Source organism: Sorangiineae bacterium MSr12523, assembly GCA_037157775.1.
Lineage (GTDB): Bacteria > Myxococcota_A > Polyangia > Polyangiales > Polyangiaceae > Pendulispora > Pendulispora brunnea.
In genome coordinates, this window is sequence record CP089982.1 from 10877433 (window position 1) to 10901988 (window position 24556).

Here is a 24556-nt window from a genome sequence, read left to right on the forward strand (position 1 = left end):
CCGATGAAGCTTACGTCTCGACAACTGGTCTATCTTCTCGTGACGGCCGGCGTCACGATTCTCGCCTTTTCTCAGAACCAGCAGCTCGGGCCATGGCTGCTCGCGGTGGGAGGCGTCGGGGCGTTCATGACTCTGATCGCCGCCGTGGAAAACCCCGGTGGAGGTGGCACCGAGCAACTCGGGCCCATCGCCGACGCGCTTCGCCAAGTGGCGAACGGGCAACGCCCGGTGCTGCCCGCAGGCGCCAACCCGCAACTTGCGCACGCGTTCGACGAGCTGGCGAAGGTCATGGACGCGCGCACGCGGGAGCTCGGCGAGCACACCGCCCGCGACACGGACCTGGCCGAGGCGGAGCGCGCCCTGGACGAAGTCGGGCGAAGGCTCGTCGAGGGTGTGAGCTTGCAGGCGTCTGCCGCCGAGGAAACGTCGAAGCTGATCCGCGAAATGACATCGGCCATCCGCGAGATGGCTGCCCACGTGGAACAACTGACGTCGAGCGCCGAAGAGTCGAGTTCGTCGATTCTGGAAATGACGGCGACGAACGACGAGGTTGCGGAGAACGTGGGCGAGCTCGCGGGCAGTGTGCGCGAGACGGTGAGCTCCATCGAGGAGATGGCCTACTCGATCAAGGAGGTCGCGAAGAACGTCGACGCGCTCTCGCTCACCGCCGAGGAGACCAGCTCCTCGATGAACGAGATGGACGTCTCCATCGACCAGGTGCAGTCGAACGCCAACGAGACGGCGCGCCTGTCGGAAGAAGTGGCCCTCGACGCCGAAAAAGGCGCGGAAGCCATTTTGAAGACGATCAGCGAGATCTACCGCATCAAGGAGAGCTCGCAGGAAGCGGTCAGCGTCATCAGCAACCTGGGTTCGCGCATCGAAGCCATCGGCCAGATCGTGAACGTCATCGATGACGTGGCCGAGCAGACGAACTTGCTGGCGCTCAACGCCGCCATCATCGCCGCGCAGGCCGGCGAGCAAGGCAAAGGCTTCGCGGTCGTGGCCGACGAGATCAAGGACTTGGCCGAGCGCGCGGGAACGAGCACGCGCGAGATCACGGACTTGATCAAGACAGTGCAGAGCGAAAGCAAGAATGCGATCGCCGCCGTGGAGCGCGGCGCACACAACGTCGACCGCGGCGTCGAGGTTTCCAACGAAGCCGAGCGGGCGCTGAAAAAGATTCTCGAGAGCAGCCAGAAGTCGACCAACATGGTGCGCGCGATCGCGCGGGCCACGGTGGAGCAGGCCAAGGGCTCGAAGCAAGTGACGGACGCCATCGGGCGCATCGCGGAGACGGTGCAGCAGATTGCGGCGGCGACGGCGCAGCAAGCACGCGGGTCGGAGCTCATCATGAAGAGCGCCGAGAAGATGCGGCTCATCACGCAACACGTGGAGCGCAGCTCGCAAGAGCAGTCGCGCGGCGGGCGGCAGATCACCAGCGCCATCGAGAACATCTCGGCGATGGTGAATCAGCTCAATGTGACGCATCGGACGCAGTCGCGCGGGAGCGAACAGGTGCTCAACGCGGCCGGACGCATCGAGGAGAGTGCGCGGCAGCAAGAGACGTCGCTGCGTCAGCTCAATGCCGCGCTGGAGCGGATGCGCAAGATCACGCCGCGCTGAGTTACTCCGTCATGAGCTCGTCGTGGACGAGCATCTCGAACAGCTTGCCCTCCTTTGCGTGGGCGACGACGGTGGCGTGGTCGAGGCGCGGCGCGATGCGCTCGGGTAGATTCGCGATCCCCAAGGCGGTGACGGCCACCACGGCTGCACCGCTGGCGAGCGACGCCGGAGAGATCTTGTCGAGGGTGTCGCCCGATTGGTGATGCACTTCGAAGTAGTGCGTCGAATCCACGTCGAGGTTGAGCGTAGGCACACCCTCGACCCAAAATGGGCAGTGGTCCGATTGGCAGCTCATCTCCGTTTGGAGCGTGTCGGCGCCGAGGCCGGACAGCCATGACTTGGCCAGCGGAGAAAGACGCTGGATCACGTCAGGCCGGCCGTCCGCGATCCATCCTTTGGGCGGGCCGGAGCCCAGATCGGTGTTGAGCACCATGACGATGCGATCGAGCTCGCCGGCGTGCGCTTTCGCGTAAGCGCGCGAGCCCAAGAGGCCCTGCTCTTCGCCGCCCCAAAGCGCGAATCGCAACGTGCGCTTGGGCGGACGCGCACCACCCGATAAAGCGCGAATGGCCCGCGCGGCCTCGAGCACCGATGCGACCCCCGTACCGTTGTCTTGTGCGCCCGTGCCGAAATCCCACGCGTCGAGATGGGCGCCCACGAGCACGATCTCGTCCGGGTGCTCGGAACCGCGGATGTCCGCCACGACGTTCGGCACCTTCACCGGTCCGAGCAGAGGACTCGGGTTGGAGAGCTCGAGGGTCACCGGCCCCTTCTCGGCTGCGCGCTCGATCGCGGCGCCGTCTTCGAGGCTGACGTCCAAAATCGGCACCGGTATGGGTTGCTCGCGCGCCTGCATCGCGTGCGCGAGCATGCCCTGATTGGGCTTGGGCAGATGATAGAGGACGGCCGCCACGCCTGCCTGGGCCAGCGTCTTGAGCGCCCGCAGGCGCGCGAGCCTTTTGTCCGGCACCATCGCGCGGGTCGAAAACACGACGATGGCGCCGCGCAACTCGCTTTCGCGCAGGCGCATCGAGTCTTCGAGGTCGAGCACCATCACGCGCCCGCGCACGCCGCCTGCGGGCATGGGCGACGACCATCCCACCGCCGAAACGTGAATCGGCCGCTCCACGGGCGAGAGCATGCGCGCCCGCGCCTCGCGCCGCTCCCACCCGTGTGGAATCGTGAATTCCTCGATGCGCGCGCCCTCGAGCCCCGCGCGCCGGAAGCTCTCCACCGCCCAACGCGCGGCCGCCGCGAGGAGCGCCGACCCCGTGAGGCGCGGGCCATAGGCGTCGGACAAGTCGCGCACGTAGTCGTAGGCGTGCCCGCCCACGACGATGCTCCCCGCGAGCCGCTGAAGCTCGGTATCGGACGCCGAAAGCGGCGCGGAGGACATCGTGGGACGCGTCGAATCGTGGCTATCGATGGAAGGCGGCCGTGAGCCAGCGGGTTGCTGCGGCCCTGCACACGCGCTGGCGAGGCACGCTGCAGCAAAGATCGAAAGAGTGCGCATCGTGCCACGGTATAGCGGCGCGAGCGCACTCGTCGAGGGCGTTACTCCACGGTAACGGTCTTGGCCAAATTGCGCGGCTGGTCGACGTCCGTGCCTTTGTAGTCGGCAATGTAGTAGGCCAGCAATTGCAACGGCACCACCGTCAGCAGCGGCAGAATCTCCGGCTCGACCTCGGGGATCTCGATGACGTCGGGCTCCGAAAGGGCGAAGTTTTGCCGCGGCGAACGCGAGGGGATCTGCGAAATGCTCGGCGTGATGAGGCGCGCCACCTCCCCGTCGCCTTGGGTGCAGACGGCGATGACGACACCTTCGCGGGCGCGCACTTCCTCGAGGTTCGAGACCGTCTTCTCGTAGTGCGCGTCCTTGGGGCAGAGCACGACGACGGGCATCTCTTCGTCGATGAGGGCGATGGGGCCGTGCTTCATCTCACCGGCGGCGTAGCCCTCCGCGTGGATGTACGAAATTTCCTTCAGCTTGAGCGCGCCCTCGAGGGCGACGGGGAAGCCGGTGCCGCGCCCCAAAAAGAGCATGTCGCGCGAGCGGTGGAACTTCTTCGCGATGAACTGAATCTTGTCCTTTTGCTCCAGCACCGTGCGCATGTCCTGCGCGCCCTTGAGCAAGCCGCCGAGCACGCGGCGCGATTCGTCCGCCGACAAGGTACCGCGGCGGCGCCCGAGGTAGACGGCCAACATGAGCAACGCGGCGAGCTGCGTGGTGAAGCACTTCGTCGAGGCCACGCCGATCTCCGGCCCGGCATGCGTGTAGAGTGCACCCTCCGACGCGCGCGGGATGGCGCTGTCGAGCACATTGGCCACCGCGAGAACGTGTGCGCCCTGCGCCTTCGCCGCCTTCACCGCGGCCAAGGTGTCCGCCGTCTCACCGCTCTGGCTCACCGCCACGACGAGATCCGTCGGCGAGAAGACCGGCTCGCGGTAGCGCACCTCGCTGCCGATTTCCACGGTGGAGGGAACCTTCGCGAGCTGCTCGACCCAATAGCGACCGGCCATCGCCGCGTGCGCGCTGGTGCCGCAGGCCACGAAGTACACGCGGGTGATGCTCTTGGCCAGCGCCACGGAGATGCCGATTTCCTCGGGCACCACGTCGGCCTCACTCACGTTGATGCGCCCGCGGATGGTGTCCTCGATGGCGCGGGGCTGCTCCATGATCTCCTTGAGCATGAAGTGCTTGTACCCGCCCTTTTCGGCCTGCGAGGCGGACCACTCGATGTGCCGCGCCTTGCGCGTGACGAGCGTGCCATCGAGCTTCGAGATGGTCGCCCCCGATTTGCGGAGCACGGCCATCTCGCCGTCCTCGAGGAAGATGACGTCGCGCGTGTGCGCGAGCAGCGCGGGGATGTCGCTCGCGGCGAGCATCTCGTTTTGGCCCACGCCGATGACCAGCGGCGAGGAGTCTTTGGCCACCACGATCTCGTCGGGTGCATCTCCACTGACGGCGGCAATGCCATAAGCGCCCTTCACGCGTCCGAGCGCACGACGCACCGCTTCGCCGAAGGAAGGCGCGCCGTCGGTCATGGCCTCTTGAATGAGGTGGGCGACGATCTCCGTATCGGTGTCGCTGCTGAAACGCGTGCCCTTCGCCTCGAGCTCCTGGCGCAGGGCTCCATGGTTCTCGATGATGCCGTTGTGAACGACCGCGACCTTGCCTGCGACGTGCGGGTGTGCGTTCGCCTCGTTGGGGCGGCCATGGGTGGCCCATCGCGTGTGGCCAATGCCGATGCGCCCGGCGAGCGGATTCTTGGCGAGCGCTTGATCGAGGTTGGTCAGCTTGCCGACGGCGCGAACGATTTCGACGCCGCGTCCCGTGTGAAGGGCGAGCCCGGCCGAGTCATAGCCGCGGTATTCGAGCATCCGCAGTCCTTCGACCAGAATGCCTGCACACTCGCGTTCGCCAACGTAAGCCACGATTCCGCACATGTTCGTCGTTCTCCTGTTGCCTAGCTTGGATTGAAGGCGGGCAAGATGGACTCTAGCCCGGATGACGCGCCGTGGTGGCCCGTCATCCGGGCTAGGGCCGGTTTTGCCACAGTCGGGAGAGGAGAGCCCGCTTGTGTCGTGTCATGAACGCCTGAACTGCACTCTGCGATCGTCTCGTAGGATGAGGAAACCGGGAGACGCGTGGCGCTGCGCTACTTTTCGCACGTGAGCGGAGGCACTTCGCTCGGGGACATGCCGTCGGCGATGAGGCGGGCATTCGAGAACACCATGCGGAAGCGATCGAGGCGCGTGGCAATGGAATCGCTGCTCGTGCGCTCGTCGCCGTCCATGGCGCTTTGGCTCACCACGCCGACGACCTCGTGGCCGCCGCGCGCGAGGAGTGGGCCGCCGGAATCGCCCGGGCAAATGGAGGCGTCGAGCGAAAGGGTGCCCGCGCCGATGGATGCGACGGTGCCGCCCCGGCGCACGGAGCGGTGGATGCCATCGGCCGAAAGCGCGCAGCGGCCAAAGCCCACGGGATCGACCGGCTCACCTATTTTCGGGGGACCGTCGAGGCGCGCGCTCATGGTGCCGAGGCCCACGAGCTTGCGTTGCAGGACGAGGATGGCGAGGTCGCCGGCACCGCCCGATTCGCCGCAGGGCGGCGCGACCACGTGCGTGACGCCGACGTAGCCCCACGCGAGGTAGTCACCCCCCAGCTCGATGCGGATGTCCTTTCCCGGGAGCGCTTTGCCGGTGAAGCTCCCCGATGGACCGCGCTCGACCACGCAATGGTGGGCGGTGAGGACCAGATCGTCTTCTACCAGGGTGCCGGAACAGGTGACGTGCCGGCCGACGACGCGCACGACGGCGTCTTCGGGCGTGGCAATCGCGAGGGGCGGCGGAAAGAAGCGCGGCGGCTTGTCCTCTTTGACACGGGCGGCCGCCACGAATGACACGGAGGGCGCCGCGCAAGCTGCAGTGCATGCGGTCAACAGCGCCGCGAGTGCGGTTCGAGTCATTGCAGGGCGAGCCGCGCCTCTCGGGTAGCATTGTGGTAAGCAACCGCGCTCGCCTCGGGGTGCGCGGGGGCGTCCTCCACGCCAAGGGCGACCAGCTCGTGAAGGATGGCCGCCCGGCGCGAGGCCGATGCAAGAAGCGACATGGAGCATTCCCCGACGCTGCAGGCATCGAGCACGCGATGCTCGGCGGCCAAGGCATCGGCCGAGCGGCCCTGATCGAGCAGGGCGCGCGCATACACGTGCTCGAGCTCCGGGTTGGAGCGAACGGCGCGGGGTGCGAACTCGATGGTGCGAAGGGCGAGGCCGGAGGCGCGAACGTCCAGGTACGACTGAGCCAACAGGCGGCGCGCCACCGCGTCGTCCGGGTGGAGCGCCACCTCCGACTCGAGCGCACGCAGCGCAAGCCGGTCATCGGCGACGACGGGCTTTTCGCGCTGAACGCCGCACGCGAGCCAGAGCACACCGATTGCCGTGAGAAGAACCAGGTTCCAACCCCGCACGTCCATGACGTCGCTCCTGAGCATGACACACCCTCGAAAGGCTGACAGCCATGGATGCTCGAAGTTCCCGCGAGGAAGGCAACTTTTGAATGGGACGTGCCGGTCCTCGAGTCTTCGCTCTGCTAGCACGGCGGCAGCGGGACGAAACCGGCGAGACCGGCGCGATGTAGGTTCCGGGAGTGAGGATCGCCCTAACGTCAGACGATTTTCGCACGAAGACGGGCAAACGCGGCGGCCTCGCCGCGCTTATTCCGCTGCCGCTGCTCGACTGTAAGAACATGCAGGGACCGTCGCCCATCGCTCGATTGGTACGTCCGCATGGAAACCTACATCAGCTCTTCACGCTTGCTCGAGCTCGCGCAGGAGCTCGGCGAGGAACCAGTCGCCCACGGCCCGGGTTCCGAGCTCGCCTCCGACGTCGCGGGTGCAGCGGCGCTCGCGGATGCCGCGCGCCACGAGGGCTTCGATACGCGCCATTTCGGCGGGGTGCCCGAGGTGCTCGAGGAGCATGCCCACGGTGAGGAAGGAGGCAAACGGATTGGCCAGGTCCTTCCCCGCGAGCGGCGGCGCCGAGCCATGCACCGGCTCGAACAGCCCTACCCGCTTCGGATCGGACGCGTGCAGGCTGGCGCTGCCGGCCATTCCCAGACCGCCCTGCAGCCCCGCCCCCAGATCGGTGACAATGTCGCCAAACAGGTTGTTCGTGACGACGACCTCGAAGGACGACGGGTCCTGGACGAGGTAAAGGCACAGTGCGTCGATGAAGACGTGCTGCGGTTTGATCTCCGGGTAGCGCTTGGCCACCTCGAAGAAGCAGCGGTACCAGAGCTCGTGTGCGTGCTGCATCGCGTTCGACTTGTCGGCGAGGTGCACCGTCTTGGCGCCGTGCGCTCGAGCGTACTCGAAGCCTGCGACGATGAGGCGCTCGACGCCTTTGCGCGTGTTCAAGTCCTCGTTGATGGCAATTTCGTCGGGGGTGCCGCGTTTGAACTGGCCGCCGACGTTGACGTAGATGCCCTCGGTGTTTTCGCGGAACACGACGAAGTTCACGTCCTTCGCGCCGCGATTTTTCAGCGGCACGAGCCGATCGTCGAGCGCTTTGACGGGGCGGATGTTCGCATAAAGATCGAGCCCGAAACGAAGGCCAAAGAGGATGTCGCGCGCATAATCGAGATTGCCCACGCGCGGATCGCCCAGCGCCCCGAGCAACACCGCGCGCGCTTCCTTGGCGATGCGGTCGGCGATGTCCTTGGGGAAGGTCGTCTTGTCGCGCAAATAGCGCTCGGCGCCGAGATCGAGCTCCCAGAGCTCGACGTCGACGCCGGCCTTGTCGCGGTAAAGTTCCAGCACGCGACGCGCTTGGTGAATGACCTCGGGTCCGATTCCATCTCCCGGCAGCAGCGCAATGAGCTCTGACATGCCGGGAGACGCTAGCGTTACTTCACGGAGACGTCATCTACGCGGAACGACGTCACGAGCGACGAATCGGTGGTGGCGCGGAACTGCAGCCGTACCGTTTGGCCTGCGTACGCCGAAAGGCTGTACGGTCCGCGCTGCGTGTAGGCGCCCGCGGTGGCAACCTTGTTCAGATTGCTGAACGTGGCCAAGGTCCCCAGCACGGTGCCCGAGGTGTTGAGAACCTCGACGTACAAGTTGTCGTACTTCGTCGAGGTGGTCGTTTCGGACGACGTGATGTTGAGCCAGAAGGTGAGGCTCGGCGCACCGCCGCTCGGGATGGAAATCGCCTGGTATTCGCTGCCAGCCGCCGAGTTGTAGGCGCCGAGGATGCTGTAACCCGTGCCGCCGTGCGGGTAGGCGCCGGTGGAGTGGTACGCATCGCCGGAGAGCGTCCACGGGCTCGCGCTTCCTTCGAAGCCGCCGTTGGTGACGAGCTCACCGCCGCCTCCACCACCGGTGAGCGTAAGGGTCACGGGCACGTTCACCGGCGTGTTGCTCGCGCCGGTGGCCGCGACGGAGATGGTCCCGTTGTACGTTCCCGCGGCGAGGCCGGCGATGTCGACCGACGCGCCCGCGGTGGAGGGCGCCGTGCCGGAGGCCGGCGCGACGGTGAGCCACGTGGCATTGTCCGACGCGCTCCAATTGAGGGTGCCGCCTCCCGTGTTGCTGATGGAGAGGTTCTGATTGGCCGGATTCGCCCCGCCGACGGTGCCCGAGAAGGAGAGGCTCGAGGGGCTGACGCCGATGGTCGGCTCGGTGGGCGTGCCCGCCGTCGCGTTGTAGATGACTAGCGCGAAGTCTTGATCCGTCGTGTCGGCGTTGCCGGTGACACCGTCGCCCGCGATGTTCGTGGCGCGCACCGTGATCGTGAAGTTGCCCGAGGTTCCGGCGGGCAAATACACGCCCTCGACGTTGTTCTTCCCATCGGCGGTGCCACCCGAGGTGGAGTTGCCGCCGCTGAAGACGTTGCCCTTGTAGGTGGTGCCTCCGACGGTGACCTCGAGGTCCAGGTTGTTGACCCAGGGCGCGCCGGTGGTGGGCCCTGCGGCGTCGGTCCATGCGAGGGTGACGCGGAAAGGCTCCGTCGAGGTGGGGATGGATCCCGTGACCGTGTACGTCTCGCCGGTGGCACCGAGCACCTGCGTCTGATCGACGAGGATGCGCGAGACACCGTCGAAGGCGCGGTTCAAGTTGACCCTACCCCAGCCCTGGCTGTTCGAGGGCAAGGTGTCGTTCGCACCGGCGCCGGTCATGCGCGTGGCGCTGTTGAGGAGGTACGCCTTCGCCATGGCGGGCGAAGGTGCAGGGCGGCCTTTGTTCAAGAAGTCCTGGTAGACGAGCGTGGCCGCGCCGGCGGTGCCGGGCGTGGAGTGCGACGTGCCGCTCGACCATCCGTACAGCGTTTGCCCGGCCGGGTAGTACTTGTCGCAAACGGAGCTGCCGTCGTAGTTCGACTGCGGAATGCCCGCGATGACGTGGGTGCCCGGCGCGACGATGTCCGGTTTGATGCGGCCGTCGCCGCCCGCGCTGTTCACCGGCCCGCGCGAGGAGAAGCTGATGATGTCGTCCGCGCTATCCGCACCCGAGGCCGCGATGGCGCAACCATCGGTTGCGGAGGGGCGGACGTTTTCGCTGGCGCCGACGGTGATGACGTTCTTCGCGGTCGAAGGGCTGGAGACGGTGTTGGCGCCCGAGCCGCTGTTGCCGGCGGCAAAGACGACGATGTACTGCTGCAATCCGGCCGCACTCGATTGCGCATCGCGCACGATGGCGTCGAACTCTTGCGCCGCGGCGTCGTATTTGCGGGCGGCCGTTCCGGTGTAGCCCCACGAATTGGTCGAAACGCGCGCGCCCAGTCCATAAGCGCTGCTCTCGTATGCGGTGGGATTCATGGTGCCGTTGCCGAAGATCGCGGTGACGCCCACCTTGGCATAGGGCGCGATGCCCAAGCCGTAGTGGAAGCCATTGGCATCGGTGAAGGCGCTGCCCGTGCCATTGTTGAAGCCCGCGACGATGTGCGAGTTGAGGAAGCCGTGGCCGCCTTGAACACCGGTCTGGCTCGTCGGGTTTTGCTCGAAGGCGATGCGTCCGTCGGGAAGGTCCGGATGGCCGTTCAAGTCATAGGCGTCGTCCGCCACGTTGACCGAAAAGGCGAATTGGCCGCTGGCGGAGAAGCCTTTCCCCTCGAGCCAGGAGAGATAGCCCGGACCCGTGGGGCCGGTGCCCGAGAGGTTGCCCGCTTGGATTTGGCCCTGCACCTCGTCGAGGCGCTCGCGCGGAAGGACCTCCTCGACGTGAAACACGTAGGGCCTGGCCGCGATCGCATCGATTTGCGACGGGGCCACCACGAGTTCCACGTTGTGGAAATCGAGCACGCGGCGCGTCTGCACATGGTCGAGGGCGAACGAGGCGAGGTCGGACAATTCGGCCGCCGCGTCGGGGCCGTCGGGGACTTGCACGAGGACGTGCAGTGGCTTCGCCTCGCTCGAGCGGGCGGCCAGTGCGGTGCGCAGCTCGGTGGAGACACGGTACGCGGGGTGGTAGTCGCCGACGTATTGCACGTGCGGGTACTTGCTCTCGAGGTTCGTGAGCTCGGCCGCGGCGGCACCGCGCGCGCGCACGACGTAGGCGTTCTCCGGAACGTAGGAAACGATTTCGAGCCCGTGGTTCGCGAGCTCGTCGCGCCATGCATCGCGCACCGGGCCGACGAATTGCACGAGGTAGAGCCCCGAACGCGGCGCACGCGATTCGGCGCGGGCGCTACGCAACTCGTCGCGGCGTTGTGCCCAGGGCAGGCGGGCTTCCACGTCGTCGGGGCGGCGCGTGTCGAGTTGCCAGCCCTCCAACGTGATCGCGTCCATGTCGTCGCGGACCTCGAGCCCGCGTGCCGCCAAGGCGGCGCGCCCACCCGACGCCTTTTCATCGACGAGCAGCAAATGGAAGGCCCCGTAATCGACGTCCCCCACCACGCCGCCGAGGGCGCGGACCGCCTCGACATTTTGACTTTGTATAACGATTTTCACCACGCCGGGCGACCGCGCCCGGCTCATGGCCGTATCCGGCGCCTGCTGCGGACCGACCTCTCCGTTCGACGTGCCATCGCTGGCGCCGCTCGCGCAAGCAGCGAGCGCCAGGGCCGCGGAGCCGAGCGCCCCAACGATGCGCGTGCGGCGTCCCGCAAAACGTGCCAGGCCGTACCTACCTAACCGTTCCGTCATGTTGCACCCCTCGTTCGTTAAACTTCGTCTAACTTCGAAAGGCGAACTCTACAATTAATGAGCGCACGAGTGTCAAGCCGAGACTTCGGCTGGCACCATTTGCTCGTTTGCGAGATCGATGAAACGAATCAGCGGCGACGGCGGCGACGCACGAGCGCCAGCGCGATCGCGGAGGCGCCGGCGAGCGAAAGCCCCGACGCAGGCGCGCCTGCACCGGTGGAATGGCACGTGCACCCGTCGTCGGATGTCTCGTACTGGTAAATCGGCTTGCCCGGCCCCGCGTCGCGCTTCCCGCCGTCGTAGCCGCTGTCGGGCCCCGCATCGGGAACGCCGTTGCCGACGAGCAAAGTGATTTCGGATTTGCTGAAAGCGAATGACTCACTCTCTTTGAATTCGGCGCGAATGCTGTACTGACTGTTGAGAAGCCTCATCGAATCGATGGACGCGGTTCCGTTGGGGCCAACGGCGACGGTGCCGAGCAGCGTGCTGTTTTGCCAGAACTGGACGTTGCCCTTCACCGCGGCGCCGCCGGCCGATGCGGTGACCTTCGCCGTGAAGGTGACCCACCCGTTCTGTGGTCCCGGGTTCTTCGACGACGTGAGTGTGATGGCGGTGGGCGCCTTGTTGATCTTGTACACGAAGGTGGTGGATGCACTCTCGAAGACCTTGTCCGGGTCCTCGAACGAAATCCGAATCGAGCGCGCCCCTGCCGCAAGCGCCGACGCTTTCACCAACGCGCGTCCCTGCGCATCGAGCGCGCTCGTTCCGAGCAGCGTAGGCGGCGTCGTGGTTGCATCCTCGAAGGTGAGATTGCCCTTCGGAATCGCGCCGCCCGTGACGATGACCACGGCGTCGAAAGAGACTTCGGTCCCGTAGAATATCGGGTCGGGTGGCGAGACGAGGACGGACACGCGCGTCTGCGTGTACTTCACGTGCTGCACGTGCACGGACGACGTGCTCGCGTTGAACGTTGCATTCCCGGCATACACCGCCGTAAAGGAGTAATCGGCCGCCGCGAGCGGACCGACGGTGAAGCTTGCACGACCGTCTGCGTCGAGTTCGACGGTCCCGAGATCCGTCGTTCCCTGCTTGAAGGTGACGTTGCCGGCGGGCTTGCCCGCCCCGGGTGCCACCGGCGCGACGGTCGCCATGAGCGTGAACGACTCCGCGGGTGACGCGGGATCTTTCGACGATGCGAGCGCCGTCGCAGTATCGGCGCGCACGACCTCATGGTTCAGCGATGCATCTTGCGCCGCGTGGTAGTCGTCACCGGCATAGCGCGCGACAATCGCGTGTTGGCCAACCTCGAGCTCCGCGAGCGATGCCGTGGCATTTCCCTTCGAGTCGAGCGTCGCAGTGCCGAACACGTTTCCATCACGGAGGAACTCGATGGTGCCCGTTGCCAGCTGCGGAGTATCCGGCCCGACGTGCGCCGTGAACGTGACCAATTGGCCAAACCGCGACGGGCTCGCATCCGCGGAGAGCGCAATGGTCGAAGCCTGCGGTTCGTAATAGGTGAACGCACCGGCCTTCGTCGTGGTCGTTGCATCGGTGTTGGTCACCGAGACGTCGACCGCATGCGGCGAAGCGCCACCCCCTGAGTACGCTGGCGTCGTCGCACGCAGAGTAAACTCGTCCTCGACGGTCACATCGGTCGCCGCCACGCCGCCAAAAGCCACCTTGGCATCCGCGCGAAATCCGGCCCCGCGAACGACGACCGCGGTGCCTCCGCGCACGGGCCCATAATTGGGCTCCACCTGACGAACGAGCACATCGCCGCAACCGGCCACCTCGAGCCGATACTGCCCTCCGGCACCGTCCGAAGTCTCATTGACGACGACGGTGAAGTCCGAGAGCACGGGCGCATCGAAGGAGAAACTCTGGGTCGCCACGCCTGCACGCACGGCGTTGCGGGTTCCCCCTGCAAACCCTGCCGTGATGTTCGCCGGATCGAACGCGGGTACATACCCCGCCGCCGAGAGCGTCCCGCTCTCCGACGTGAGCGTGAGCGTCACGCGAATGCACGTTTGCTCCGTGCGATTCTTGAACGTGTGCGCCTCGTAGCCAAACGACCCCGGCGTCGTCGCAGGCGTCGCAACCGACGCCCCACACTGCCCCTCCGGGAATCCTTGCGTAATGCGCCCGGTCTGCCGCGGGTCATTCGGAGGATCGATTTCCCCCGTGATGACGGGCCCACACGTCCTCGGTGGCTCCGCCGCCCCCGCCGCATGCACCACGAGCCACAGACCAAACGCCACGAACGCCGCAACGAGCCACCTAAGCATGGATCCACCTCGCTAAATCAATCCGCCCCCATCCCCAAAGAAGCGCAGCACCGCTGCGCCTAGTGCGAGGGTACCATGAAACGGGGCGCCCCTAACCTTGGGAACAAGGAGCTTCGTTGACGCCGGCGTTGCCAGCCGCTAGCGCTGCCTCGGTGCAAGCGGCACTAGCCGGACACGAGCTCCTTCGCATGCTCAATACGCCATGCACAAGGTGCGAGCCAGTGTGTCCTTCGGTGCTGGGGACTGACTCCAGGCCGTAGGCTGAGCGGCATCGCGAGGGAAATTTTTGGAACCACTGCGAGCGTCAATTAATGACCACGTTTCCCGTCGCCGGACACGTTCCCGGATTGAGGACCCTCCAGTTCTTAGGGTCATAGGGAAAGCTTGGATCGAGCGGGGGACTCGATACTTCCGAGGAACATCCCTCCGACGGAGGAGCCGCAGCCCCCGTCCAGGTATTTCCGGTGATCCTAATCGGCACGGAACCGGGACTCGTTGGGATCCTCTCGTCCATGATCCCGACGTTCATGGTCGTGAACGTGTTCCTGCCTAGATCACTGCTCGTTCCGAGATCAACGGAGCGTCCACCTGCCTCCACCAGACGTACGGAGATGAGTGAGCTTTGCAAGATCGAACTGCGAATCTTGACATCCCAATTGCCAAGCACCTCGAGGCCGTAATAGTCATCTTTGAATATACTATCAGCGACCGTGAACGTAGGCACGATGCCGTAGGAGATGCCCTCGAGCGTTACTCCGTAATAGTTATCGTGACTATTGACGTTACGAATCGTCACCGTCGCAGCTGAGATGGGGTCGGAGCCATCGGCACCGCCGACTCGTCGGCCGTTCGACGGATTCGAGTTGACGTCTACGTTGTTTACTTTGAGTCCAGAGACAACGGAGTAGTTCCTCGAGAGGTACCCGCCGATACCTAAGAAGTTCGCGGTATCGGACAGTGCCATGCCTGGGGCATTCGCCCCCGCGAACGTATCACCGGCAACAACGGGAGTTTGGTGGCGCGTCTCTTTTTCATGCGCGCTCTCTCCGCGAAGCGCCGCATTCTCGACTCGGCTATAGATACCGATGCAGAACTTCGAAACGTTCAGCGTCTCCACACGTGCGTTGGGCCCCAGCACGAGACCGACCTTTGCCGCGGGAGCACCGCAATCGCTCTGGCCGCTACCTACGAGTTTCGTTTCGGTGGCACTTTCGCCCTTCAGCGTGACGCCTGCCCGCACGTTCTCCTTCAAATTACGATTCCAAGGATCCGCTGGAACAAAGTTATCGCCGTGCCACGAATCGTAGATTCCGTTCTTGAGCACTACGGTATCTCCCGCCGCAGCGCACAACAAGGCTTGCTTGACCGTACGAAAGGGATTTTCACCCGTGCCGTCACCCTTATCCACTCCGTAGGGCGAAGCGGTAATCGGCGTGATCGTGACCGCAGCGTCCAACGACCCGGTTCCGCGTTTGTTCGTAACACGAACTGGTTGTGCCCCCAGCGGCGATCCATGAGGAACAAGGACGGTAAATGTCAGGTTTTTGGGCGTGGCGGACTGAATGGCGCCCTCAATGTCGCCAACCATAACCCGTGTGGCACCGTCCAAAGAATCGCCCTCGACGTGAATCTCGGCCGCTAGCTTCGTTGGTTCGCCACCACTTCCCTGTCGAATCTGCGCCGCATCGCTATTGGCAACGCTCACCGACGCAATGTATGGCGGCGGCGGTTCGATCACGCCGCCGTCGGGATTGACTCTCACACCTCCGTCCGGAGTCTTGTCCCCGACTGTGTGTCCGGGCGAATCATCCCCGCATGCGGCTATTGTCGTCAACGCGAGAACCAGTAGGACGAAAGGAAGCGCCATTGCCGGATGCAGGAGAGCAAAGCAAGAGAGTCGTTTTGTCATTGGGTCAACCACGTTGAGTTATCCCATTCGCGCTCCAAATGCGTCCACAGCCACGGGAGCTTTGCTTTCATCCGCTTCAGATCCCTTCCAACCGGACCGGGGTGAACGTCGAGGCGGTAGGATCCGCGGGACCGAGAACGCCTCCGATGTTCGAGCCCCAGCACCAGGCGTGGTCATCCCTTGTAATGGCGCACGTGAATGCGAACCCCGCTACAATGTGTGCGACGTTCGATACGCCTAACACCTGTGTTGGAACTGGTGTGCAGCCGTATCGATCAAGCGCTGGATCGTGACCGAGAGCGCCGGAAGCGTTGTTGCCCCAACAGTAAACCATGTCGTCGGTGAGAACTGCGCACGAGTGCTCATAGCCAACGGCAATCTCCCGGGCCGCACTCAATCCCGATACGACGGTCGGCCGGCCATTACATTTCGTACGCTCGCATGGCGGGTCGAGAGCCCAATCATGTCCAAGCTGACCGGCGAGATTGTCTCCCCAGCATGCAACTTTTCGATCGGAGAGAATTGCACACGAGTGCTGAAACTTGCCAACTGCCAAGGATAGAGTACCCGCGAGGACTTGCCTGGGTTGCGGGTGAGAATCGGTATCCCAATGCGGCGGCGGATCGGCCCCTGCTTCCTGGGCCTTGGCCCGCCCAATCTGGGCGTGGTCCGCTGCCCCCCAACACCAAATGCTCCCATCATGCTTGCGTGCACATGAGAAGTTTTTGCCCGATTGGAGACTCGCAACGCCGTCTAGACCAGGAATGGCATTGGGTGAGGCCGTGCGTTCCCCATTGAAAGGGCCGATACGGCCCTTTGAACTAACGCCCCAACATGAAGTGCCCCGGTCGAAGGCCGCACAACTGAACCCGTCGCCGGTCGACACCTGCAGCGCGCCTCGGGTATTGCTGACGACAGACAGCGCGCGGGTGACGTCACCGCCGTCCACTTCGGGAACACGACCGGTCTCTCCATCGCCGTTTTTGCCCCAACATGATATCTCGTTCCCCGCCGTGATGGCGCAGGCATGAGCGACATAGATGCTTGGCAGCGTTGCCCAGGTGCCCGGCAAGATTTTGCCCGGAGGCGGGTGCGTTGTACCGTCCTCCTCCCCTTGCCCAAGCTGGGCATAGTCATTCGTTCCCCAGCACCGGACCGTATCCCCCCGGGTTACGCATAGATTCCCTCCCCCAGCCGAAAGGTGAATCGAGGGCTCTGGCGGATCCGGAAGCGGACCAATCATGCCGCGATCCATCCCGGCATCCTTGGGCGTCTGGGTGGAGTCAGAGTCGCCACAGGAGAGTGTCACTCCAGTGAGAACAGATGCTCCCAAAAGAGCGAGCCCGAGCATGCGAACCGAGCGAGTCCCTCGTCTGAGCGCGGAAGGCTTAGTGGAGTTCGTCTCGAGCATCACGCTTTCTTTGGCTCAAATTCCGACTCCGCTTTGGAAGAATCGACGCATCGGTGATTTTTTGCTGGCGGCCTCTAGGCGGATGCCCGGCCCGCGAGTGTGAGCACCTGTAGCCATCTGCCAATAAAAAAAAAGCGGGAAAGGTCACGAGACCTTTCCCGCTCCGTGTTGTAGGACGGACGTCGGCTACGCGCGACGGCGACGCACGAGCATCAGTGCGAAGCCGAGGCCACCGAGGAGCGCCATCAGGCCAGAGGCCGGGGTGCCCGTGGTGTTGCAGTCGCAACCGCCGCCTTCGGTGCTGGCGTTGCCGCCACCGCCGGAGCCGGAATCGACACCGCTGGCGTCGGGCTTCACGGTGCCGCTGTCGCCCGCGTCCTTGGTCCCGCTGTCGGTGCCTCCGTCAGTACCACCCGTGGTGCCAACGACCTGGTCGATCGAGGCCGACGGGACGCCCGCGTAATTCGTATCACCGGAGTAGACCGCGGTGATCTTGTGCGTGCCTTGCGCGAGGGTCTTCACGTTCTCGAGCTTGGCGACACCTGCCGTGACTGTGATGGGGCTACCGAGATTCTCGTTGCCGTCCTTGAATTGGACGGTACCCGTGAAGGCAGCACCACCCTGCACCGTGGTCGTGATAGTCGCAGTGAAGGCGACGGCTTCACCAACCGCGCTGGGAGACTTCGAGGACACGACGGTGGTCGTGGTCTGCGCCTTCTTGACTTCGAACGGCAGGCTGCCCGAGCCGTTCTCGTAGTCTCTGGAACCAGTCGTGAAGTTCGCAACGATCGTGTGCTGCCCACCGGTCAATTTCTGAGCAGCCAATACGGCTTCACCGGTGGTCGGATTGATGTCGCCGTTTGGACCGACATTTTGACCATCAACGGTGAACTGCACCTTGCCGATAGGAGCCGGCGCGCCAGGGCGCGTTTGCACCTTCGCAGTAAAGGTCACTTCCGTTCCGTAGGTCGCGGTTTCCGGATTGGCCGTGATGTTGATGTCCGGCGCATTGGCCGTCACACGCTGGGTCAACGTCGCGTTGCCTTCGCGGAAGTTGTCGTCACCACTATAGGTCGCAACAATGGTGTGATTACCGATTGCGATGTACGTTCTAGCCTCGGATGAGGCTCGCCCATTGACGACTGGCACCGGGGAACCAATGGGATTGCCATCTTCCGTGAAGGTCACCGTTCCCGTCGTGTTCTGGGCAAACGTTCCACGGATGATGGCCGTATACGTGACCGCGTCACCCAAACCCGACGGGTTCTGAGAGGAACTCAGCGTCACGCTCGTACGGGACTTGTTCACGATGAGGGTCGCCGCTGCGGAATCGGCGCGGTTGTAGAATGGGTCGCCCGCATAGCTCGCCCTGAACTCGTGGGTACCAACGGAGAGGCCCCCGATGACGATGCGTCCCGTCGAATTGGCCGCATCGATCTGCCCGCGGCCGAGAGCCGTCGTCCCTTCGAAGAACTCGATAACCCCCGTCGGTGCATTCGGATTCTTCGCCGGCGAGATGGTCCCGATGAGCGTGGGGCTGGCGCCGTATTCGACGATGGCCGGGGACGGCGTCAGGGTGAGAACCGTGTTCGCCGGATCGTAGTAGGTGAACCCGCCCCGCTTGATCTCGGGGTCTCCGGGTCCAGCCGTCACGGCAACATCGACCGCGTGCGGAGATGCGCCGCCACCCGTGTACGGAGGCGTCGTCACGTGGATCTCGAACTCGCTGATGTACTGGAAATTCGTGCCGGCAACGCCACCGAAGGTGACGGTCGACTCGGGCTTGAACCCGGCGCCCTTGATGACCACCTCGGTGCCGCCTGCCGTGGGGCCGAAGTTCGGGGTAATCTCGCTGATGAGGATCCTGCCGCAGCCTTCCACCGTGAGGTCGTATGCACCGCCGCCGCCGTCGACGAACTCGTTCACGACGATCACGAAGTCCCTCAGTGCGGGGACGTCGACCGAAAAGTTCCTGGAGGTACTTGCAAGGACCTGGTTGCCGGTCGAGCCGATGTAGTTGGCCGTGATGTTCTGCGGGTCGAATGAATCGACGTACGCGGACGCGAACAAGCCTTGCCCCGACTTCGCATTCAGCGTGACACGGATGCAGGCGGGGTTGCTCGCCGTTCGATTCTTGAAGATGTACCGGTCATACCCGTACTGCCCCGCGATGACTCCAGGCGCCGGCACGGTTTGTCCGCACAGCGTGGGGAGGGACACGCCCGCGTTGATACGACCGTTCTCCTTCGGATCGCCCGGCGAATCGATCTGTCCCGAAATCGTCTGCGGACAAGTTAAGGGCGGGTCAGCCTGTGCCCCGGCGGTCCCGGCAACGAGCCAGAGACCGAAACCCACTATTATACCAATTAACCACCTAAGCATGGGTCACACCTCGCTATTGGAAAGAAGGAGTCCTCTGAATACCATGCGGTTGTACGATTCCGTAGTTTTATGCATGCCTCTGGTAGGCGTTTTTTTACGCATAAAACGTCACCTGAAGCGTTTCAAACCAGCTGTTTCACCGCACTTCGGGTAAGGCAGAGTCGGCGGCGGGATGCGCCGTACCTGCCGGCAGATGGGGGCCTTGACTTCGAGCGCACTCTAACTCCTATCGATGGTGCCCAAGCAACACGAGAAGGAGATGCGAGTCATGGCGAATCAAACCACGAAGACACGGAAGCTGGGCAAGTTCGATGTGTCGGCCCTCGGTTTGGGTTGCATGGGAATGAGCGAATTTTATGGCGCCACCGACGAGGTGGAGTCGATTGCCACGATCCATCGCGCGCTCGAGCTCGGCGTGAGCTTGCTCGATACGGCAGATGCGTATGGGCCGCACACGAACGAGGTGCTCGTTGGCCGCGCCATCAAGGATCGACGCGACAAGGTGTTTCTCGCTACGAAGTGCGGCATCGTTCGCGACCCGAACGATCCCAACGTGCGCGGTGTCAATGGCCGGCCGGAGTACATCAAGGCATCGTGCGATGGGAGCCTGAAGCGGCTCGGCGTCGACGTCATCGATCTGTATCAGCTGCACCGGGTCGATCCGAAGGTGCCCATCGAGGAGAGCGTCGGCGCACTGGCCGATCTCGTGAAGGCCGGCAAGGTGCGTGGCATCGGGCTTTCGGAAGCCAATGCGCAGACCCTTCGGCGCGCGCACGAGACTCATCCCATCACGTCGATTCAGAGTGAGTACTCTCTCTGGACGCGCGATCCGGAGGAGGACGAGGTACTTGCAACCTGCAAGGAACTCGGCATCGGCTTCCTCGCGTATAGCCCGCTGGGCCGCGGCTTTTTGACGGGCCAATTCAAGCGCTTCGAGGACCTCGAGCCCGACGACTACCGCCGGCACAATCCGCGGTTCCAGGGCGAGAATTTCCAGAAGAACCTGGACCTCGTCACCCAGATCGAAGGACTCGCCAAGGAGAAGGGGTGCACGGCGTCGCAGCTCGCGCTCGCCTGGGTGCTTTCGCGCGGCGACTTCGTCGTGCCCATTCCGGGGACGAAGCGGCGCAAATACCTGGAGCAAAACGTGGCGGCGCTCGAGGTCACCGTTACGGCGGAGGACGTGAAGGCCATCGATGCCGTGTTTCCGCCGAGCGCGGCTTCGGGCCAGCGCTATGCTCCGCACATGATGGCCATCCTGCGAGGTTGAAACCGTGAGCTCGCCCCAATCCGAACGAAGAAAGAAGGATACGATGACGATGCCCGGCGAGCCCGAATGGACCATCCGCGAGGTGGCCGAGAAAACCGCGGTGACGGTGCACACGCTCCGCTATTACGAGCGCATCGGGCTGCTCGCCGGCGTACCACGCTCGGCGAGCGGTCACCGTCGCTACGGCGAAGCGGAGGTGCGCTGGGTCGTTTTCTTGCGGAAGATCCACCAGACAGGGATGCCCATCCGCCGCATGCTCGAGTACGCACGCCTCCTGCGCCGCGGGGAGTCCACGGTGCGCGAGCGCAGGCTCCTCTTGGAAGCGCATCGCGAAGAGGTCGAGCAGCGCCTCGCGGAGCTTCAGGCGAACCTCGACATCCTCAAGTGCAAAATCGCGATGTACGAGAAGATGGAGCAAGAGGCGGCGAGCGGACCGTCCCCCTTCGAGCTGCGCGCCAAGGCCGCAAACGGGAGCTAGCCCGCCTCGAGGGTGTCGAGAAGCGCCTTGGCCGCGCTGGCGGTGCGATCGCGGGCGGCGTCGTTCAGGGCGGGTTCGACCTCGAGGCGTAGCTCTTCGTCCCGCACTATGAGTGAGCCCACGGCCTTCGCCTGGAAGAAGGCAAAGAGGGCGCGGTACGCATGGTCCACCTCGGGGCCATGCGTCTCCAAGCGGATGGTGGCGATGCCCAATGCGGGCTTGCCCGCGAGGGCGTCGGGTGGAATCAAATCGACCACCGCTTTGAGGGCGCCGGAGTACGTGGCCTTGTAGACCGGCGTCGATAGAACGATGGCCGCGGCCGACTTCACCGCGTCGACGAAGCTTGCGATTTTGGGCGCATGGGTGCGGCCGTGGAAGACGTCCTCGGCGTCGAAGTCGCCGAGGGAGAAGTGGCGCGCGGTGAAGCCCGCGCGCTCGAGCTCCTTGGCGACGGCACCGGCGACGAAACGCGAACGCGAGGCGGACGACGGACTGCCGCCTACGAAGACGATGTCTCGACTCATGAGATTCTCCTTTTGATTCGGGGACGCTACGAGGCCGTGAAGCCGCCGAAGGCGCGCTTGTAGTGCACGAGCGGCTTGCCGTGCGTGACCTTGGCGTAAAGCACCTTGCCGAGAACGATGGTGTGATCACCCGCGGGGTGGCGCTCGTGGCAGCGGCACTCGAGGTGAACGATGGCGCCGTCGATGAGCGGCACACCGGCGACGGGGCCCTCGTTGAGTGGCACGTCGCGGAAGCGGTCGACCTTGCGCTGGGAGAACTGCGCCGCCACCCACGCTTGCTCCTGCGCGAGGATGCTCACGCCGAAGTGCTCGTGCACGAGGAAGCGATCGTGCAAGCTCGCCTGCTTGCCCACGCACACCAGGATGAGCGGAGGTTCGAGCGACACCGAGGTGAACGCCGAGGCGGTGAAGCCGACGGGACCCTCCGGGGCACGCATGGTGACGATGGTCACGCCGCTGGCAAAATGCGCGAGGCTTTCACGAAATGCCGCGGTCGAGATCGTATCACCCATGGGTTCCTCCCCCTTCTGTATAGGGGCATTCGTCCCCCAAATCACGCGTTTACCCCTTCCGGGACGGCGTGAGCCCGAGATGGAGCGCCTGCACATCGGAAAGGATGCGCGCCGCATCGGCGACAGCGAGCGCCGCCGGGGCCCTCATGCGGCGACCGTTTGGCGCGATCCTTCGAGTTCGCGCACCAAAGGCAGAACGCGTTTTCCGAAATACTCGACCTCCTCCAGGTAATGCAAAAAGCCTCCCAGCACGAGGTTCACGCCGAGGCTCTTCAGCGCCACGATGCGCTGGGCCACTTGCTCGGGGGTGCCGACCAAGCCGGTGCGAAATCCGTCGTTGTATTGAACGAGATCCTCGAAATTCGAATTCTGCCACATGCCCTTGCCGTCCGGCGCGGCCTTGCCGGCCTGCTTCACGGCGGCGCCGAAGCCTTCGACGGCGGCTTTGTCGGCCTGGCGAATGATCTCGTGCAAGACGTCGTGGGCCTCGGCTTCGGTATCTCGCGCCAAGATGAAGCCATTGACACCAAATCGCACTTTGCGACCTGCAGCCACCGCGTGAGCACTGACCTCGTCGATTTGCTCTTTCAAACCGGCGAGTGAATTGCCATTCATGAAGTACCAATCGGAAACGCGGCCTGCCATTTTTCGGGCGGCGGTGGAGTTGCCACCTTGGAAAATCTCCGGGTGCGGAGATTGGAGCGGCTTGGGCTTCAGGCTGAAGTCGCGAATGCGATAGAAGTCGCCGGCCAACGAGAAGTGGTCCTCGGTCCAGATGCCGCGCAGGGCACGGATGAATTCCTCCGAGCGGCGGTAGCGCTCATCGTGCTCGAGCCACGATTCGCCGAGGGCGGTGAATTCTCCTTTGAACCAGCCGCTCACCACGTTGACGGCAAAGCGCCCGCTGGACAGGTGGTCCGCCGTGGCGCCGAGCTTCGCGAACACACCGGGGTGCCAGAGGCCCGGGTGAATGGCCGCAATCACCTTGAGGCGCTGCGTGGCGAGGAGGAGCGCCAGGCTGAAACTCGTCGATTCGTGCTGGTACTCCGCACCGTAGCTCGCCATGTAGCGCACTTGGCTGAGCGCATATTCGAATCCATTGTTTTCGGCGAGGACGGCGAGCTTTCGATTGTAATCGTAGCCCCAATCCGTTCTTTGTTCGATTTTGCTCACCACCAGTCCGCCGCTGACATTGGGCACCCAATAGGCAAACTTGATGGCATCGTCCGAAAGGGTCTCGTTGCTCATGGCATGGTCCTCTCTTCGTCGCGGCGCGTGGCGCGCGGCTAGGTACAGGCCATGGCGGTCATCATGATGTTCCCCTCAAGAGTAAAAGGACGGCGCCGGCAGCGCGTCGGTGAGAAACCAGCGTCCGAGATCGCGCCGTTTGTAGTCGACGGGATCGTGCAAGGTGTGGGTGCGGAGGTTTCGCCAAAAGCGGTCCAGGCCGAGGCGCGCGGTGGTGGCGCGTGCGCCGGCCGTGTCGAACATGCGCGTGGTGACCTCGAGGCCGACGCGTGTGGTGGTGACCTTGGCCGAGGCAACGGCGACAGCCACCGCGCCGCGTTCGTCGGCGCTGAGCGCGTCGCCGCGTGCCCAGGCGCGCTCGAACGCGACACCGGCGGCGTCGGTGACATGCCGCGCCGCCTCGAGCTCGACGTAGAGCTCCCCGAAGATGCCCAGGATGTACGGATCGTCGACCGCACGCTCCACGCCGCTGGCGAACCATGCTTTGCCGCGCTCGCGCGTGATCCGGCGGGCAGCTTCGAGGGCGCCCTCGGCGATTCCCAGGTATACGTTGGCGAGCGTGAGCTGCGCGATGAGCGGCCGCAGGGTCGCAAAGGTGCTACCGAGCGGGCCGGGTTGGGCCAGAAGCTCGTGGGGCTGGATGCGCACGTTCTCGAAGAGCACGGAGCCGCTGTCGGTTTGGCGCTGGCCCATGTTGTCCCAGTCATCGCGCGCGACGATGCCCGTGCGGTTCGCAGGGATGGCCCCCACGAGGAGCTTGCGCGTGCTCGCATCGAGGGCGGAAACGACGAGGATGTCCGCGTCGCGGGCCCCGGAGCAAAAGCTCTTCTCGCCGCGCAGAACGAAGTCGTCACCGTCCCGCGACAGCGTGGCGCGGTCATCGAGCGGGTTGAGGGCGTTGCCCCAGAACAAGTGCCGCTCGGCGGTTTCGCGGGCGAGGGATTCGTATTGTGCAGGCGTGCCGAAGAGGCGAACGGTGGCAAGCAACAGGTGCTGAAAGCCGTACACGTGCGCAAGCGCTCCGTCGGCGCGGGCGATGATGCGCACGCTGCGAAGGATGGTGGGCCAATCGGCACCGGCGCCCCCAAGGGAAGCGGGGATGCTCAGGGCGAGAAGACCGGAGGCGCGAAGGGCATCGCGTTCGGACTTGGGCGTGCCACCTTCGCGATCGCGGGCGACGGCGGTGGTCTCGAAGTCGGCAGCGAGGTTCGAGGCAATCGCAAGCGGATCGGCCATTGACGGGCGTCATGTGCATGCGGCGCGCCATTC

General features: G+C 64.5%; 16 protein-coding genes. 3 read left to right on the forward strand and 13 right to left on the reverse strand.

The window, feature by feature from the left end; genetic code table 11:
• Positions 1 to 3 precede the first annotated feature (3 nt).
• Positions 4 to 1623: a methyl-accepting chemotaxis protein gene (locus tag LZC95_42890; GenBank protein ID WXA93188.1), complete on the forward strand. Its 1620-nt coding sequence runs from the start codon at positions 4 to 6 to the stop codon at positions 1621 to 1623.
• Between the two features lies 1 nt (position 1624).
• Here LZC95_42890 and LZC95_42895 read toward each other — a convergent pair whose 3' ends face one another.
• From LZC95_42895 to LZC95_42935, 9 genes are all read right to left on the reverse strand, one after another.
• Entirely contained in the window at positions 1625 to 3136 is a 1512-nt protein-coding gene (locus tag LZC95_42895) for a M20/M25/M40 family metallo-hydrolase (GenBank protein ID WXA93189.1), read from the reverse strand.
• 41 nt (positions 3137 to 3177) lie between these two features.
• Positions 3178 to 5070 (reverse strand): glutamine--fructose-6-phosphate transaminase (isomerizing), encoded by a 1893-nt coding sequence (gene glmS / locus LZC95_42900; GenBank protein WXA93190.1) that lies wholly within the window; start codon positions 5068 to 5070, stop codon positions 3178 to 3180.
• A 212-nt stretch (positions 5071 to 5282) separates the two neighbouring features.
• Complete coding sequence (locus LZC95_42905; protein ID WXA93191.1) at positions 5283 to 6092, reverse strand: S1 family peptidase; 810 nt, start codon at positions 6090 to 6092, stop codon at positions 5283 to 5285.
• On the reverse strand, positions 6089 to 6616 hold the full coding sequence (locus tag LZC95_42910; GenBank protein WXA93192.1) for a hypothetical protein: 528 nt from the start codon (positions 6614 to 6616) through the stop codon (positions 6089 to 6091). The genes LZC95_42905 and LZC95_42910 overlap by 4 nt, the downstream gene beginning before the upstream one ends.
• Positions 6617 to 6931: 315 nt before the next feature.
• Positions 6932 to 8011 (reverse strand): 3-isopropylmalate dehydrogenase, encoded by a 1080-nt coding sequence (locus LZC95_42915; protein WXA93193.1) that lies wholly within the window; start codon positions 8009 to 8011, stop codon positions 6932 to 6934.
• Positions 8012 to 8028: 17 nt separating this feature from the next.
• Positions 8029 to 11268 (reverse strand): S8 family serine peptidase, encoded by a 3240-nt coding sequence (locus LZC95_42920; protein ID WXA93194.1) that lies wholly within the window; start codon positions 11266 to 11268, stop codon positions 8029 to 8031.
• A gap of 128 nt (positions 11269 to 11396) precedes the next feature.
• Positions 11397 to 13553 (reverse strand): Ig-like domain repeat protein, encoded by a 2157-nt coding sequence (locus LZC95_42925; protein WXA93195.1) that lies wholly within the window; start codon positions 13551 to 13553, stop codon positions 11397 to 11399.
• Between the two features lie 304 nt (positions 13554 to 13857).
• Entirely contained in the window at positions 13858 to 15462 is a 1605-nt protein-coding gene (locus LZC95_42930) for a DUF1565 domain-containing protein (protein WXA93196.1), read from the reverse strand.
• A 1597-nt stretch (positions 15463 to 17059) separates the two neighbouring features.
• Positions 17060 to 19255 (reverse strand): Ig-like domain repeat protein, encoded by a 2196-nt coding sequence (locus tag LZC95_42935; GenBank protein WXA93197.1) that lies wholly within the window; start codon positions 19253 to 19255, stop codon positions 17060 to 17062.
• Between the two features lie 268 nt (positions 19256 to 19523).
• Here LZC95_42935 and LZC95_42940 point away from each other — a divergent pair, with 268 nt between their 5' ends.
• Positions 19524 to 20525 (forward strand): aldo/keto reductase, encoded by a 1002-nt coding sequence (locus tag LZC95_42940; protein WXA93198.1) that lies wholly within the window; start codon positions 19524 to 19526, stop codon positions 20523 to 20525.
• Positions 20526 to 20568: 43 nt separating this feature from the next.
• The gene (locus LZC95_42945; protein ID WXA93199.1) at positions 20569 to 21003 is read left to right on the forward strand and encodes a MerR family transcriptional regulator; all 435 of its coding nucleotides are present in this window, start codon (positions 20569 to 20571) and stop codon (positions 21001 to 21003) included.
• Here LZC95_42945 and LZC95_42950 read toward each other — a convergent pair.
• The 4 genes from LZC95_42950 to LZC95_42965 all read right to left on the reverse strand — a co-directional run bounded on the left by LZC95_42950 (position 21000) and on the right by LZC95_42965 (position 24523).
• On the reverse strand, positions 21000 to 21527 hold the full coding sequence (locus LZC95_42950) for an NAD(P)H-dependent oxidoreductase (protein WXA93200.1): 528 nt from the start codon (positions 21525 to 21527) through the stop codon (positions 21000 to 21002). The two genes, LZC95_42945 and LZC95_42950, sit on opposite strands and share 4 nt — an antisense overlap.
• A 26-nt stretch (positions 21528 to 21553) precedes the next feature.
• Positions 21554 to 22039 (reverse strand): flavin reductase family protein, encoded by a 486-nt coding sequence (locus tag LZC95_42955; GenBank protein WXA93201.1) that lies wholly within the window; start codon positions 22037 to 22039, stop codon positions 21554 to 21556.
• A 144-nt stretch (positions 22040 to 22183) separates the two neighbouring features.
• Positions 22184 to 23287, reverse strand: coding sequence for a dimethyl sulfone monooxygenase SfnG (sfnG, locus tag LZC95_42960; GenBank protein WXA93202.1), 1104 nt, complete (start codon positions 23285 to 23287; stop codon positions 22184 to 22186).
• A gap of 75 nt (positions 23288 to 23362) precedes the next feature.
• A complete protein-coding gene (locus LZC95_42965) occupies positions 23363 to 24523 on the reverse strand; it encodes an acyl-CoA dehydrogenase family protein (GenBank protein ID WXA93203.1) in 1161 nt (386 codons plus the stop codon).
• Positions 24524 to 24556: the final 33 nt, after the last annotated feature.